10 protein-coding genes and 1 rRNA gene (1 of these 11 cut by a window edge) are annotated in these 15,305 nt (G+C 35.6%); 4 read left to right on the top strand and 7 right to left on the bottom strand.

The window, feature by feature from the left end; translation table 11 throughout:
- Positions 1 to 6: 6 nt before the first annotated feature.
- Together EZS29_RS14225 and galE are read right to left on the bottom strand one after the other, a co-directional pair.
- Positions 7 to 1,974: a leucine-rich repeat domain-containing protein gene (locus tag EZS29_RS14225; protein ID WP_130612208.1), complete on the bottom strand. Its 1,968-nt coding sequence runs from the start codon at positions 1,972 to 1,974 to the stop codon at positions 7 to 9.
- Positions 1,975 to 2,176: 202 nt separating this feature from the next.
- Positions 2,177 to 3,214 (bottom strand): UDP-glucose 4-epimerase GalE, encoded by a 1,038-nt coding sequence (gene galE / locus EZS29_RS14220; protein ID WP_130612205.1) that lies wholly within the window; start codon positions 3,212 to 3,214, stop codon positions 2,177 to 2,179.
- Between the two features lie 190 nt (positions 3,215 to 3,404).
- Here galE and EZS29_RS14215 point away from each other — a divergent pair, with 190 nt between their 5' ends.
- Genes EZS29_RS14215 through EZS29_RS14205 form a run of 3 tightly spaced genes read left to right on the top strand, consistent with a single transcriptional unit; the run spans position 3,405 to position 6,022 of the window.
- Positions 3,405 to 4,304: an Hsp33 family molecular chaperone HslO gene (locus tag EZS29_RS14215; RefSeq protein WP_130612202.1), complete on the top strand. Its 900-nt coding sequence runs from the start codon at positions 3,405 to 3,407 to the stop codon at positions 4,302 to 4,304.
- A 2-nt stretch (positions 4,305 to 4,306) separates the two neighbouring features.
- A complete protein-coding gene (sfsA, locus tag EZS29_RS14210) occupies positions 4,307 to 5,080 on the top strand; it encodes a DNA/RNA nuclease SfsA (RefSeq protein WP_130612199.1) in 774 nt (257 codons plus the stop codon).
- 9 nt (positions 5,081 to 5,089) lie between these two features.
- On the top strand, positions 5,090 to 6,022 hold the full coding sequence (locus EZS29_RS14205; protein ID WP_130612196.1) for a DMT family transporter: 933 nt from the start codon (positions 5,090 to 5,092) through the stop codon (positions 6,020 to 6,022).
- A gap of 4 nt (positions 6,023 to 6,026) precedes the next feature.
- On the opposite strand, the gene ahcY is transcribed toward EZS29_RS14205, so the two are convergent.
- From ahcY to guaB, 5 genes are all read right to left on the bottom strand, one after another.
- On the bottom strand, positions 6,027 to 7,319 hold the full coding sequence (gene ahcY / locus EZS29_RS14200; protein WP_246035204.1) for an adenosylhomocysteinase: 1,293 nt from the start codon (positions 7,317 to 7,319) through the stop codon (positions 6,027 to 6,029).
- 163 nt (positions 7,320 to 7,482) lie between these two features.
- Positions 7,483 to 8,508 (bottom strand): glycosyltransferase family 9 protein, encoded by a 1,026-nt coding sequence (locus EZS29_RS14195; RefSeq protein ID WP_130612190.1) that lies wholly within the window; start codon positions 8,506 to 8,508, stop codon positions 7,483 to 7,485.
- A 29-nt stretch (positions 8,509 to 8,537) separates the two neighbouring features.
- A complete protein-coding gene (locus EZS29_RS14190; RefSeq protein WP_130612187.1) occupies positions 8,538 to 9,398 on the bottom strand; it encodes a glycosyltransferase family 2 protein in 861 nt (286 codons plus the stop codon).
- A 916-nt stretch (positions 9,399 to 10,314) separates the two neighbouring features.
- Entirely contained in the window at positions 10,315 to 11,880 is a 1,566-nt protein-coding gene (guaA, locus tag EZS29_RS14180) for a glutamine-hydrolyzing GMP synthase (protein ID WP_130612184.1), read from the bottom strand.
- 58 nt (positions 11,881 to 11,938) lie between these two features.
- On the bottom strand, positions 11,939 to 13,474 hold the full coding sequence (guaB, locus tag EZS29_RS14175) for an IMP dehydrogenase (protein ID WP_216678691.1): 1,536 nt from the start codon (positions 13,472 to 13,474) through the stop codon (positions 11,939 to 11,941).
- A 633-nt stretch (positions 13,475 to 14,107) separates the two neighbouring features.
- Here guaB and EZS29_RS14170 point away from each other — a divergent pair.
- Positions 14,108 to 15,305: ribosomal RNA gene (locus tag EZS29_RS14170) — 16S ribosomal RNA — on the top strand (it continues 339 nt past the right edge of the window).

The raw sequence follows: 15,305 nt of genomic DNA, 5'->3' as shown, positions 1-15,305 counted from the left end.
TAAAAATTAATAATCGTATTCATTGTGAATTGTGATTTTGGGAGTGCCTTCAAATAATTTTTTTACTCTGTTTACTTCATCTTCCCTTAATGAATATAGGATAGAAATAGAATCAAGTCTAATATTATGATTGATATTAAATGCTAACGGTACTTCATTGTGGTTTATAAATAAATATTTTAAACTTTTCAATCCATCAAAGGAATTTTGATTTATGCTCTGTAGAGAGTTGTTAGAGAGATCTAAAGTTTCTAGGCTCGCTAAATATTGAAATGAGGTTGTGGGAACTTCTGTAAATTTATTTTTAGCTAGATTAAGTTTTATAAGTGTGCTTTGAGTTTTAAAAGCTTCACTTGGAATCTCTTTGATTTGATTGTCAAATAAGTTTAATGATTTAAGATTGAAATATTGAGCAAGTTCATTGCCATTTAACTGTTCAATTTTATTTATAGAGATGGTAAGATCTTCTAAGTTATTTGAGAGCGCGTTTGGAATAGATGTCAATTTATTATTTCCTAAATTCACAATTTTTAATTCTGGAGATAAATGTGATTTATTAATAGAATGAATAGAGTTCTGAGAAAGGTTTAGAACTTCGATATTTTGAATGCTATTAAAGAAAGAATCATTTAGTGATTCAATTTTATTGTCACTCAAATTCAAATTGGCGATATTTGTGTTGCCTAATGAAGAAATATTTTGAATTTTATTCTGGCTTAAATCAACTTCTTTCAATTCATGATTATTCGCGAAAACGTTTTCAGGAATATCTGTTAATGCATTTTCTTTTAGCTTAAGAGAAGTTAGTAAGGGCATTGATTGAAAGAATACTTTATCTATTTTGCCAACATTACTTCCTTCTATTGTCAATTTTTCTAACTTAGGCAGTTTAGGTTCTCCGTTAAGCTCCATTTGAATCAAATTGTCATCTTTATCTAGTGGTTTGTTATTCGATAAATCAAGTTCTTGTAAATTAACAAGCCCTGCGAAGGTGTTTTCTGATATTGCGCTAATGTAATTATTTTGCAGGTCTAATTTTTTAAGATTTTTTAGTCTTTCAAAGGAATTACCTTCAATTGTTTTGATTCTGTTTCCATTAAGATCGAGAATTTCTAAATTCTTAAGTCTTTTGAAAGAATTTTTTTTCACAACATAGAATTTATTAAGAGAATAATTTAGGTGTTTTAAAGATTTTGCTTTTGGAAATGCAAAGGAATTTAGATTTTCTATTTTAAATTGTCTGATAGTTAATTTTTCTAATTTAGGAAATTTTTCACTTTGATAAATAGCACTCATGTCTAAATAAGTATCACCATTATATGATAAAGTACCTTGGTTCCAAACACCAGTTCTTTCTTTTTCTAAAATGCCATAATTTTCATCTTCCCAAAGATCACTCCCATCGAGAAGAATGTCTGTTGCATAATTAATATTATTGCCAGAATTAATTTTTGAATGTATATACTTTGCAAACTTAGTAGCTGGTAAAAAATATTCTTTACCATTGTAATCTTTTTTTATTAAGTTCCGCCATGAGTCGAAGGTGTAGTTGAATTTTATTTCAAGACTTTTTTGCTTATCTGTTAAAGTAATATTTCGATCTGTTGAGCGTGGTTTATAATAGCAAGTCATCAAAGTAGAAATTTCGTTTGGCATAGAAATAATTTGCAATTGGTTATTTTTTACTTCAAATTTAACTTTTCTACAAAATACTTTTTGATTAAACTCTGTTAATAAACTTTCATCTGGACTGAATTGTATAGCCTTTGCTGCCAAATCACTCGAAATTTTATTCTCATCTTTCACAGTAATTGGGAAAGATTTTGGATTTTCAGAATGACCCTGTGCATTGGGGTCAAGATAAATGATATTTTTTTTGAATTCTACAACTTTGTATTCTGCAGCAGATACAGAACTGCTGTAAACAATTGCTAAAAGGGCGGAACTTGATAAGATAAATCCATTTCTCTTCATTAGAAATCCTTTTCCAAGAGGTTTAATTATTAGTCCTAAATCCAATTCTATTAATAAATTGGATCTAAATATAAAATATCATATTTATATTTTATTAAAAGGGATGTTGATTAAAATTAAATTGTCATAAAAATCAATAATTTATAAAATTTAATTTAAATTTGCTTTATTTATTTGAAGTGTTAATATAAATAAATTATTATCAATTATGCTTATTATTATTGGGATTATATATTATAATTTGCTCTCGTATGCTGTGCCACTTTAAAGAGTCTTCAATACCTTGATTAATATGCAAAGTAGCTTTCCATTCTAGCAAATCCAATGCGGTATTTTCATTTGCATAGGCTCCTGCTACATCACCCGGACGTGATGGAGCAACTTTTTTGGGGATTTCACGCCCAAATACATTTTCAAATTCTCTTAATAATTCTCTTACTGTCACACCGCGACCTGTGCCTAAATTAATTATATGAAAGTTTTTAAATTTAGGTTCGCGTTTTGAAAAAGCAAAATCGAAGTTTTCAATTGCTTTTACATGCGCCTGTGCGAGATCCCAGACATGGATATAATCGCGAATGCCACTTCCATCACGTGTTGGCCATTCGACGCCTGTAATTTGAAATTCTTTGTTCCTACCTGTTGCGGTGTCAACCAATTTGCCTAAAACATGAGATGGGTTTTCAATATATAAACCTGAGCGCATTTTAGGATCGGCGCCAATTGGATTAAAGTACCTTAATGAAATTGCTTTAAAATATTCAAAAGATGTACAATAATCCTGTAGTATCATTTCCATCATATACTTTGTTTTTGCATATGGACTGAGCGGTTTTAAAGGAGAATCTTCTGTGACCATAAAATTAGGAACAGCATCGTAAATAGCGGCCGATGAGCTAAATACAATTTTATGACATCCCAGTGATTTTAAGTTTTCAAATAATTCGTTGGATTTAGCTACGTTTTCTCTATAATATTCATAAGGTTTTTGCACACTTTCTGAAACAATTATAAGTGCAGCGCAGTGAATTGTGCAGTTGATATCTGGGTGGTCATTGAAGATTTTATTGAGCAGTTTCACATCTGCAATATCACCTTTATATAAAGCTCTATCCCTTATAAACTCGATTCGACCGGTGACAAGTGAGTCTAGAATAATGGGTGTGTGCCCAGCATCTTCTAATGCTGAGCATATTGTGCTTCCAATATATCCAGCACCCCCAGTTACGAGAACTTTCATTTTTTTTCCTCTTCTGTAGAATGGATATGAATGTATTTTTCATTTTATACAGGATCGATCTAAAAAAGTTAATTTGAGCCAAGGGTATCACACAATATTTTGTCGTAAAATACTTAAGTTTAGTATAGAGATGAATGCTTCGCTTAGGTTAGATTTTGCCTAAGAATTTCTTACAAGTAAGGACAATTTCATGTTTCAAGATTACTTATTTTTTGCTGTGGATACAAAGGTGCAATATTGCTATCGCATGTTGCATCTGAGCAATTTAATGCAAGAAGTCAAAAAAATTCATAGCTTAAATACCCCAAGAACTCTTCTCCTCTCAGACTCTATGCTCGGTTGTGTTTTGCTTTCTTCTGTGCTCGACTATGAAGAGAGAATTAATCTAAGAATACAATGTGGTGGTGATTTCACAATTGGGGCGGAAACAACTTTTCAAGCAGAAACAAAGGGCTATATTGAGTGTGCGGATGACACTCCTATAGTGCAAAGTCTAGATAAGGGTGAAAAATGCTTTTCTGAATTGCAAGTGCGTTCATTACGTTCGCAGCGCAATAATGCGGGCCTCTCAGAAGGTTTTACTTTGTCAAAAACAAGCTCGATTGAAGATGCTTTGAATGAACATTTGCAATCAAGTTTTCAAATGAACACGAAATTACAATTGAGCAGCTGGATAGATGAGAAAAGTGGCGAAATTCATGCTTTTGGAGTAATTTATCAAGAATTGCCAGATATTTCTGATGAAGCTTCAGAGAAATTAAGAAATCATATTGAAAATTTGCCGTCTATGCGTGAATTGTTTTTAGAAAATAATGATCCAGATATATTAGCACAAAAATTGATCCCCGATGAGTTAAAGGCAATCAAAAGTATCAATCCAAAACTCGTTTGCAGTTGTTCACAGGAAAAAGTCGAAGGCGTGCTTGTGACTTTACCTATGGATGAATTAAAAGATATTATTAAAAAATCTGAAAGCGTAGAAATGAAATGTCATTATTGCAGTACAAATTATCAAGTTCCCTTTGAAAAAGTAATGCAAATGTTTGCAAGCAGAAATTATACGCAAGACAATTCATCTGAAATTAATTAAGAATGAATTTATTAAAATATTCTTTTCCTTTGGAAAAATGTAGTTTTATAAATAGATATAAACGCTTTTTTGTTGACGTCATGTCAGCGGAAAACGAGGTTAAAACAGTTCATTGCGCAAACAGTGGAAGTATGAAAAGCTGTCTTGTGCAAAATGCTCCTGCATATATTTTAGATTCACAAAACCCTAAACGTAAATTACGCCATTCTTTAGAATTGCTTTATTTAGAAGATGGTTACGCCTGTTTAAACACTGCAAGAGCCAATCAATTTGTTGAAGAATTATTAAATAAAACTGTGGGAAAAAGTAGAGAACAATATTTTATTTCTACAAACTTCCCTTATGAATGCTTTGAAAAATGGCAAAAGGTAAAACGTGAAGCTGTCTTTACCAAGGAAACACGCTTTGATTTCTGTCTATCATCTGAAAAAAGTGATCAAAAATGCTGGATAGAAGTAAAAAGTGTGAGTATGAAATTAATTGATAATACTTGGATCTTTCCTGATGCTGTCACAACTCGGGGGCAAAAACATCTTACTGAACTTATGAATGCGAAACACGCTGGAGATGAAGCTTGGTTATTTTTCGTACTTATGCGTGGAAGTGAAGTAGATGAGAATATTCTTCTCAAAGGTTTCCGTACAGCGCATGAAATAGATGCAAAATACGCAAGTTTGTTAGAAGAAGCAAAAAAAATAGGAGTGAAAATTGCTCTTATTATTCCAAAAATTTCTATTGAAGGATTTTCTTTAAGGAAATTTAATTGCTTGAATTGAGGCGTCTAAATGCTGTTCACATTTAATAAGATGTTCTTTAAATCTCTTTTATTGCTCGTAAGTTTAGGAATGTGCTGGGGGACAGGCTTTTCTATTGCTAAATTCGCAATGGAAAGCGGGGTGACACCTCTCGGATATTCTTTTTGGCAAAGTTTTGGGCCAGCAGTTTTTATTCTTATAGTAACTTTATTGAGAGATAAAAAATTTCCAGAATTTAGCATTCAACATATTTTGTTTTATTTTATTTGCGGATTACTTGGAATCGTTTTGCCAAATATAACGATGTATTTTTCTGCAACTCATGTGCCCTCTGGTATTTTGGGTTTGATAGTAAATACTTCACCTATTATTACTTACGTATTATCTATTTTTTTCCTTCTTGAAAAATTTTCTGTCTATAGATTTCTTGGTATTATAATAGGATTTTTTGGTCTTGTTATTCTTTTTTATCCTAAGTTAACGATTTATGCAGATTTTAATTGGATGTTGTTTGCTTTATTAACTCCTTTTCTCCTCGCATCATGCACTATCTTTATGGTGAAACTAAGGCCTGTGCATGCCTCTTCACTCGCTCTCAGTGCAGGAATGTTGTTGGCCTCCTCAATGATTATTGCTCCAATAACGATCATGACGGATAATTTTCATATTATTAAGTTTCCACTCGATCTACCAAATTTTTTTATTATTATTGAAATAATATTATCTAGTATAGGTTATGTTATCTTTTTTGAATTATTAAAAATTGCTGGTCCCGTTTATTATAGCCTCGTTGGTTGTATAGTTGCTATGGTGGGATTATTTTGGGGATATATTATTTTTAATGAGACAATTAGTCTGACAGAATGGTTATCAATTGTATTGATAATTTTGTCTATTTATTTGGTGTCAATGCAAAAACAAAAAGAGCATCGGATTCAATCCGATGCTTTAAATAAACTTTGAATTATTAATATCTATAAGAATCAGGTTTATATGGTCCTTCAACTGGTATGCTTAAATATTCTGCTTGTTTATTTGTGAGTTTTGTTAATTTAACTCCTAGTTTTTCTAAATGCAATCTTGCAACTTCTTCATCGAGTTTTTTAGGTAAGGTATAAACATCTATTTTATACTGCCCATGGTTTTGCCATAATTCAATCTGGGCAAGGACTTGATTCGTAAAACTTGTGCTCATAACGAAAGCAGGATGTCCTGTTGCGCAGCCTAAGTTAACAAGACGTCCTTCTGCTAAAAGAATAATTTCGTGCCCATCAGTGAATTGATATTTATCCACTTGTGGTTTGATATTTATATGCTTAATTCCATTAGTTGCTTTGAGACCTGCAACGTCAATTTCCACATCAAAATGTCCGATGTTACAAACAATGGCTTGGTCGCGCATTTTCGCCATATGCGCTGCAGTAATAATATCGCAGCAGCCTGTAGCTGTGACAAAAATATGAGCGTCTTTTACGACTTCATCCATTGTGACGATTTGGTAACCTTCCATAGCGGCTTGCAAAGAATTAATCGGATCAATTTCAGTAATTAAAACCCGTGCACCATGATGTCTCATTGCGTGAGCGCAACCCTTTCCAACATCACCATATCCAGCAACGACAACGGTTTTACCAGCAATCATAACGTCTGTTGCGCGTTTGATTCCGTCTGGCAATGATTCACGGCAACCATAGAGGTTGTCGAATTTGCTCTTTGTTACGCTGTCATTGATGTTAATTGCTGGTATTTTGAGTTCACCTTTTTTTACCATTTGGTGTAAATGATGAACTCCTGTCGTTGTTTCTTCAGAAACTCCCTTAATATCTTTTAGAAGCTGCGGGAATTTTTTGTGCACTAAAGATGTGAGATCTCCTCCATCATCGAGCAACATATTTGGGCCATTGCCATTTGGAAATTTTAATGACTGCTCAATACACCAAATGTATTCTTCTTCAGTTTCGCCTTTCCATGCAAAGACAGGCACACCTGTTTTTGCAATGGCAGCTGCAGCAGCATCAACTGTAGAAAAGATATTACAACTTGACCAACGTACATCTGCTCCAAGTACACACAAGGTTTCTATCAAAACGGCTGTTTCTACTGTCATGTGCAAACTGCCTGCTATACGAGCTCCTTTGAGAGGTTTAGATTTGCCATAACGTTCTCTAAGAGTCATAAGGCCAGGCATTTCTTTTTCAGCAATTTCAATTTGTTTTCTGCCTAATTCAGCCAGAGATATATCTTTTACTTTATAATCCATGTTTGTCTCCATTTCGTAAGTAGGAAAAAGTATCTAATTGAGAAATAATATACACAAAAAAAATATTTTAATTTTCGTATGAAAATAAAGTCAAATTGAACCACCAAAATTTTTCAAAAATGATGATTTAACATTTAGAGACTACGAGATTGGTAATAGATTATCAACTAGGAGATTTTTTACCCCATTTAAGAATTAAATTTAAAACAGAATGTGCTTCCAGTTTTTTGATACAAGAACAAATTTTTAAAATATTGCAATTTTTCATACACAAATTATTTTTATTTTCTGTCGTAGCTAATAAAAACTCTGCTTTTTCTCCAAGTGGCCCCCATCTTTCTGGAATCATAGTTTTTATCGGTGGATATAAACCGAGCGCATGAATTCCAAGAGCAGCTGCAATATGCAGTGGACCCGTACTGGCAGCGATTAAACCATCACATTCTTTAATAAATGAAATAAATTGAGATAAGTTCAGTGTACCTGCAATATTTTTCACATGCGGAGCATATTTTACGATTTGCTTTTCAATGAATTCTTTTTCTGTATTTGTTCCGGAAATAAAAATATTATAAATATTCTTATCCAAAGTATTGGCTAATTCAACAAATTTCTCTGGTGGCCATTCACGGGCGCTTCCTTTGGACTTAGGATGTAAAATTAAATTGAATTTGTCTTTTTTAATCCATTTTGAATATTCGTTGTCTAAGCCTTGAGTTCTGTTAAATCCATAAAAACTAATAATCTCTTCAAGATTATATTCACTTTTAAAGTTAAGTGGAGAGAGTAATTTGATATTAAGTTGAGACTCATGCAATAAAGAATTTTTGCGACTGAGATTTACTTTTTTATTGCAATATATCCAATGATATAGCCTTCTATTTGTTCCAACTCTATTTGAAACTTTTAATTTGCTAAAATATTTCGCAATTTCTTTGTTTGGAAAAACATGAATTATTGTGTCGCATTCTATCAATTCATTATTTTTTTTTACTTCATCCCAATCATAAAATTCATCAATATATTCGCAGCAATCTATAATTGGTTTAGTGTATTTTTTCCCTAAAAAAAGTATTTTTGTATTTGGGATTTGACTTTTGATGATTCCTGCCATTGGTAAAGTTAAAATAACATCACCAATATTATCAGTTCTACTAATTAAGATTCTATTGGATGAATCATCTTTCATATAATAAGTATTCCATTGCTCGATTAAAATTATTCTTTTTCATTGATTTCTACATAGTTATATTTTTTTAGGAAAAAATAATTTGCATATTTTATGAAATTTGAAAAGGATGCACCAATGCAAACAATAAGACCAATTCGGCCATCAAGAAAGCCTTTTTTTAAGAAATAAAAACGAAAAAATGTCCACATTGGCTGTAAAAATAATTGTGGAAGAAAAACGATTTTTCTTTTTCTTTTAATTTCATTCGCTCCTGCAAATCCATATTTGTTCATTTTATCAAAATATTGATAAATAGATGTATATGAGTAATGTAAAAGATCTGTTTTAAAACTTTCAACAATATATCCTTGTTTGGCAACGACACCCTCATGCAAAATGTTGTCATTGAAATATGCCCGTTTTTTATGGAAAAATCGCGTAACCCGACCTGGATACCAACCTGAATGCTTTACCCAGTGATTTAAGAAAAAAGTTTTGCGCGCGACGTCAATCCCAGCAGTTTCATGAAAAGTTCCTTCTGCCACACGTTCATCCCATTCTTTTGCAAGATCTACAGGTACCACTTCATCGGCATCGACCCAAAGAATCCAATCGTGCTCAGCTTTTTCGACAGCAATTCTTTTATTTTCAACAAAACCATACCATTTTGTTTGAATGACACAGACTTTGCTAAATTTTTTTGCAATTTCAATCGTCTTATCTGTGCTGCCCGAGTCAACGATAATTATTTCATCAACAAAATCTAGGGAGGAAAGACATCTTGCAATATTTTTCTCTTCATTTTTGGTGATAACGATCGCTGTGAGCTTTTCAGGCTCTGGAACAAAAGTTGAAATGTCATAGTTTTGACTTTTCTGATATTGTTCGTAGATTTCTTTTACTTCCATCTTATGGGCACCCAAGTTTTTTTGTCAACTATATTATACATTTACACCTCTTAAAAAGCATAGGTTTCCATGTGTAATTTTTCGTCGTATGAGCGATATCAACGAAATTTTCTCCTTAACATACACTTATTCATATTATCTATGCATTTCAAAAAGTCTATTTGCATTTTATCACGACGATCTATTTAGATTAAAAAAGTTGCAAAGATTAAAGGTTATTATCTTAAAATAATTGAATATTCTCATTAATTTGTCATTATGTACCTGCTTCAGAAGAGAACACAGCTCAAAATTATTTGTATAATTTAATAATGAAGTGATCTTAAATTTAAATAAGGATTTTGCATCCATGTAAGAAAAAAATTTAATAAAAGCCATTCTGCCAAAATCTTTATTATCAATTTTGCGATCCATTATAAGTACACAATCTAATGTTTATGAAATTCAAGATATAATCCTTGCTTTTCAAGTAAATCAACGGCATCAATCAAATCTAAATCTGCTTAATAGCTTTGGTAAAAAATGCTTTTCCCAGGCAAATGAAGGTGGCATTACTCTTGAAATTCTTAAGCGTTTAAATTGTACAGATGAGTGACTTTTGCTGAATTTGGAGTTGGTAATGGAACGGAAAACAATACTTTGATTCTCAAAGCTTAAGATTGTAAAGGATTTTGGGTCGGCGGAGAAGGTTTAGCATTCCTAATAAAACAGCCTAAATAATCGTTTATTTATATAAAAGATTGGATCAGAGAGCGGCAGCCCAGAAGGCAAGTAAAATTCTCGCTTTATTTCGCAAAAAAATGCTTACAAGTTATTCATATCCAGCATATTGCTATTCGCCCGAATGCGACGTTTTTTCTGCCGAATACTTTAGGCGCGGATCTTGTGCAGTTAAATAACTGTTATTTCTTAAAGACTACTCCCACTCAATCGTCGCTGGTGGCTTGGTGCTAATGTCATACACGACTCTGTTTATGCCCTTAACTTCATTTATAATTCTTGAAGAAACATGTGCTAAAAAGTCATATGGAAGCTTTGTCCAATCAGCCGTCATGCCATCTGTTGCACTGACACAACGAATTGCAGCAACGCTTTCATAAGTCCGCCCATCGCCCATCACTCCTACGGAATTAACGGGTAAGAGCACCACAAATGCCTGCCAAGTTGAATGATAGTGATTTTGCTTTTTGAGTTCTTCGATAAAAATAGCGTCTGCTTCACGCAGAATATTTAATCTTTCTTTTGTGACTTCTCCTAGAACGCGAATACCTAGACCTGGTCCTGGAAAAGGATGACGAGCAAGCATGTCCTGCGGAATACCCATTTCGGCGCCCAATCTTCTCACTTCATCTTTAAAAAGTTCTCTAAGTGGCTCAATGAGTTTAAACTTCATTTTCTCAGGCAATCCACCCACATTGTGGTGGGTTTTTATCGTCACACTTGTTCCATGCAAAGAAATAGATTCAATAACATCGGGGTAAAGAGTGCCTTGAACTAAAAATTTTGCATTTGGAATTTCTTTTGTTTCAGCTTCAAAGACATCTATAAAAGTATTGCCAATTATTTTACGCTTTTGTTCTGGGTCTTGTACGCCTGCGAGTCTGCCAAGAAAGAGCTCCGATGCATCTACGCCTTTGACATTTAGATTGAGATCTTTTTTAAAGCGGTCAAGAACTTCATTGTATTCATTTTTACGTAACAAACCATTGTTAATAAATAAACAAAGTAATCTGTCCCCAACAGCCTTTTGTGCAAGAACAGCTGCTACACAAGAGTCAACACCGCCACTGAGAGCGCAGATAACTTTTGTGTCTTTTCCTTCTTTATCAACAGTTTCTCTAATTGATTTAACAGCATTTTCAATTTGTGAAGAGCTGTCCCAAGATTTTTTATCTTGACAAATTTCTTCTACAAAATGTTTGATAATTTCTTTTCCACAGAGTGAATGTTCAACTTCTGGATGGAATTGGAGACCAAAAATAGGAAGTTCATTATGATGAAAGGAAGATATAACACCGTTTCTTGTCAGAGAATCGATTGTCAATTTACTGGAGAGTTCTTGAATTTGATCGCCATGACTCATCCATACGATATTTTCTTCTCTGCCGATTAAATTAAACAGAGGATTATTTTTATTAATATTATTTTCAATTTTAATTTTCTCGAAGCCATATTCTCTATTTTTTGCAGGAGAAACTTTACCGCCAAGCATATAATTTATAAGTTGCAGACCATAACAAATACCTAAAAGTGGGACACCAAGTTCTTCAATATTAATGTCAATTTTAGGGGCATTTTCTTCATATACGCTATGAGGTCCGCCGGAAAATATGACGCCCGATAATTTACCTTGCTTTTTGAGTTCGAGAATTTTTTCTTTTCCATTTTTGAATGGGACAATTTCAGAATAAACAGATAGCTCTCTTACTCTTCTTGCAACGAGTTGTGTAAATTGAGAACCAAAATCGATAACGAGAATCATTTCTTTTCCCTTTTATAATGTAAAACATGAACGCCCGCTAAAAAGCGAGCGCTAGATTTTATGATCTGTGGAGACTGTAGTTTGGAGCTTCTTCCGTGATTGTGACGTCGTGCACATGACTTTCTTTTAAGCCTGCTGCAGTGATCTTTACAAATTTAGCCTTCTCGTGAAGATCGAGAATGTCTTTTGCTCCTGTGTAACCCATGCCAGCTCTAATTCCACCAACGAGTTGATGGATAACATCGGAGAGAGGTCCTCTGTATGGAACCTGACCTTCAATTCCTTCTGGAACTAACTTGTTATTATCACTTTGAGTGCCTTGGAAATAACGATCTTTAGAGCCCAATTTCATAGCGCCTAAAGAACCCATTCCTCTGTAGCGTTTGTAAACTTTTCCTTGAAAACTCACTCTTTCACCTGGGGATTCTTCTGTACCAGCAAAAAGTCCACCGAGCATGACCAAGTGGGCTCCAGCGGCAAGTGCTTTGACAATGTCACCACTGTATTTGATCCCGCCATCAGCAATGATTTTAACATCGGTTCCTGCAAGAGCTTCGGCAACGCTCATAATAGCGCTGATTTGTGGAACTCCTATGCCCGCTACGATACGAGTTGTGCAGATAGAACCTGGGCCAATTCCGACTTTCACACAATCAGCTCCTGCATCGGCAAGTGCTTTTGCTGCTTCGCCAGTGGCAATATTGCCTGCAACTATAGTTATTTTATTGCCATATTGCTTTTTAATAGCAGCGACTGTTGAGATCACGCCTTTGCTATGTCCATGTGCGGTGTCAATGACAAGAACATCAACGCCTGCTTCAACAAGTGCTGGGATGCGCTTCTCAACATCAAAAGGAGTCACGCCAACGGCTGCGCCTACCAGAAGTTTGCCTGAGGAGTCTTTCGATGCATTTGGATATTTGATTGCACTTTCGATATCTCTTCTTGTGATGAGACCAACCAAACGATCTTCGGCATCAACAATCGGAACCTTTTTAATTCTATGTTTTTGCAAAAGATTTTTAACTTGTTCAAACAGATTCTGCTCCCAAGGTGCGTCTCTGTGCTCTTTCCTCATAACTATAAGACGACTGCGTTCAGTCATTATATCTTTTATAACTTTTGCGGGATCGGATTCAAAGCGAACGTCGCGTCCTGTAACAAGGCCGACGAGTCTTCCATTCTCAACAACAGGGAGTCCAGATATTCTACGCGATTCCATTATGGATTTAGCGGACTGAATTGTATCGAGTGGAGAAACTTGAATTGGATTTAAAACAACTCCACTTTCTGAACGTTTCACCAGTTTAACTTCTTCTGCTTGATCATCAGGTGTTAAGTTCTTGTGAATAATTCCAAGTCCACCCTGGCGAGCAATGCTTGCCGCAAGCTCATGCTCAGTCACCGTGTCCATTGCTGCAGAAACGATAGGGCTATGAAGTTTTAGATTCTTTGAAATATATGAACTTACATTTGCTTCGTGCGGTAAGGTTTCTGAGTAACCAGGTAATAAAAGGACGTCATCGAATGTTAATGCGTCTGAGACAATTTTTTTAGAAAATAATGAGTTTTCTTTAGTAAAATTAGTATTCATCTTGTACTCCATTCTTTTCTGTGGTGTGAAATCTCACGGCTCGTAAAAGTAGTGCGAAAGCTTTACCAAATAAAGATTTCTTAATCTAGTAAATTAAAAAATTTCAGTAAAAAAAATCGTTTTTTTTAAGTAGAAGAGTCACAAAGTTTCGCGCAAAGGAGAGACTCTTTTTTTTCTTGTAAATACAAATATTTACAAGAAGGTTTGAGATATGCCGGGAAAGATGAAAGCTAAAGTCCTAGGATTCTAGGGCAATTGCTTTTCTATTCTGAATGCGCAAAAAATAGGCTAAAATTTTGCAAGGATGAATTTTAAAAATTTTAATAAATTCAACATATTAAATGATCTGAAAAAAAAGTTAAAATTTTTTCCAAGAAAGGTTTGACAAGCGAATGTGGGTTGTGTAGCTAAAGGTTCTCGCTGCTAGCGAAGTCTCTCTGAAAAAGGAAAGACGGAGTGAAGCAAAGAGAAGTTATTTGACAAGAGAAGAGAGCAGAAACAGAGTGCGGGTCCTTAGAGGCTTTGACTCAATCGGCGCAAGTCGAGAGAGAAGGAAGCTTCGGGGCTCGAGATAAAAGACGAGCCGTCAAAAGAAAAAAAATCTTCATAACGCGAGTTATGGAGTAAGTAATTAGAGCTAAGAGTTTGATCCTGGCTCAGAACGAACGCTGGCGGCGTGCCTAACACATGCAAGTCGAACGGAGGTAGCAATACCTTAGTGGCGCACGGGTGAGTAATGCATGGGAATCTGCCCTATGGTGTGGGATAACTACGGGAAACTGTAGCTAATACCGCATAAGCAAAAGCCGAAAGGTTTTTGGAAAAGCCGGGACCGCAAGGCCGGTTGCCAAAGGATGAGCCCATGTCCCATTAGCTTGTTGGCGGGGTAACGGCCCACCAAGGCGAAGATGGGTAGCTGGTCTGAGAGGACGATCAGCCACACTGGAACTGAGACACGGTCCAGACTCCTACGGGAGGCAGCAGTGGGGAATATTGCGCAATGGGGGAAACCCTGACGCAGCAACGCCGCGTGAGTGATGAAGGCCTTCGGGTTGTAAAGCTCTTTCGGCTGGGAAGAAGGGTGTGGGAGTTAATAAGTCTCACATTTGATGGTACCAGAGTAAGAAGCACCGGCTAACTTCGTGCCAGCAGCCGCGGTAATACGAAGGGTGCAAGCGTTGTTCGGAATTACTGGGCGTAAAGGGTTCGTAGGCGGGAAGACAAGTCAAGTGTGAAATCCCCAGGCTCAACCTGGGACGTGCATTTGAGACTGTTTTTCTTGAGTTTTAGAGAGGGTGGTGGAATTGCTGGTGTAGGAGTGACATCCGTAGAGATCAGCAGGAACACCGGAGGCGAAGGCGACCACCTGGCTAAATACTGACGCTGAGGAACGAAAGCGTGGGGAGCAAACAGGATTAGATACCCTGGTAGTCCACGCCGTAAACGATGATAACTAGGTGTTGGGGGAGTTGACCCCCTCAGTACCGTAGCTCACGCGCTAAGTTATCCGCCTGGGGAGTACGGCCGCAAGGCTAAAACTCAAAGGAATTGACGGGGACCCGCACAAGAGGTGGAGTATGTGGTTTAATTCGAAGCAACGCGAAGAACCTTACCTGGGTTTGACATACCGTGAAAAGCGCAGAGATGCGTAATAGTAGCAATACACACGGATACAGGTGCTGCATGGCTGTCGTCAGCTCGTGTCGTGAGATGTTGGGTTAAGTCCCGCAACGAGCGCAACCCTTTCCCTTATTTGGCATCATTAAGTTGGCAACTATAGGGGTACTGCCGGTGATAAACCGGAGGAAGGTGGGGATGACGTCAAGTCCTC

Source organism: Fluviispira sanaruensis (assembly GCF_004295685.1).
Classification (GTDB): Bacteria; Bdellovibrionota_B; Oligoflexia; order Silvanigrellales; family Silvanigrellaceae; genus Silvanigrella; species Silvanigrella sanaruensis.
This window is presented reverse-complemented; position numbering and strand designations above follow the sequence as displayed.

Bases quoted from the DNA above. Each gene is read 5' to 3' on its own strand.
- EZS29_RS14225 (WP_130612208.1), bottom strand. From the start codon at position 1,974: ATGAAGAGAAATGGATTTATCTTATCAAGTTCCGCCCTTTTAGCAATT.
- galE (WP_130612205.1), bottom strand. From the start codon at position 3,214: ATGAAAGTTCTCGTAACTGGGGGTGCTGGATATATTGGAAGCACAATA.
- EZS29_RS14215 (WP_130612202.1), top strand. From the start codon at position 3,405: ATGTTTCAAGATTACTTATTTTTTGCTGTGGATACAAAGGTGCAATAT.
- sfsA (WP_130612199.1), top strand. From the start codon at position 4,307: ATGAATTTATTAAAATATTCTTTTCCTTTGGAAAAATGTAGTTTTATA.
- EZS29_RS14205 (WP_130612196.1), top strand. From the start codon at position 5,090: ATGCTGTTCACATTTAATAAGATGTTCTTTAAATCTCTTTTATTGCTC.
- ahcY (WP_246035204.1), bottom strand. From the start codon at position 7,319: ATGGATTATAAAGTAAAAGATATATCTCTGGCTGAATTAGGCAGAAAA.
- EZS29_RS14195 (WP_130612190.1), bottom strand. From the start codon at position 8,508: ATGAAAGATGATTCATCCAATAGAATCTTAATTAGTAGAACTGATAAT.
- EZS29_RS14190 (WP_130612187.1), bottom strand. From the start codon at position 9,398: ATGGAAGTAAAAGAAATCTACGAACAATATCAGAAAAGTCAAAACTAT.
- guaA (WP_130612184.1), bottom strand. From the start codon at position 11,880: ATGATTCTCGTTATCGATTTTGGTTCTCAATTTACACAACTCGTTGCA.
- guaB (WP_216678691.1), bottom strand. From the start codon at position 13,474: ATGAATACTAATTTTACTAAAGAAAACTCATTATTTTCTAAAAAAATT.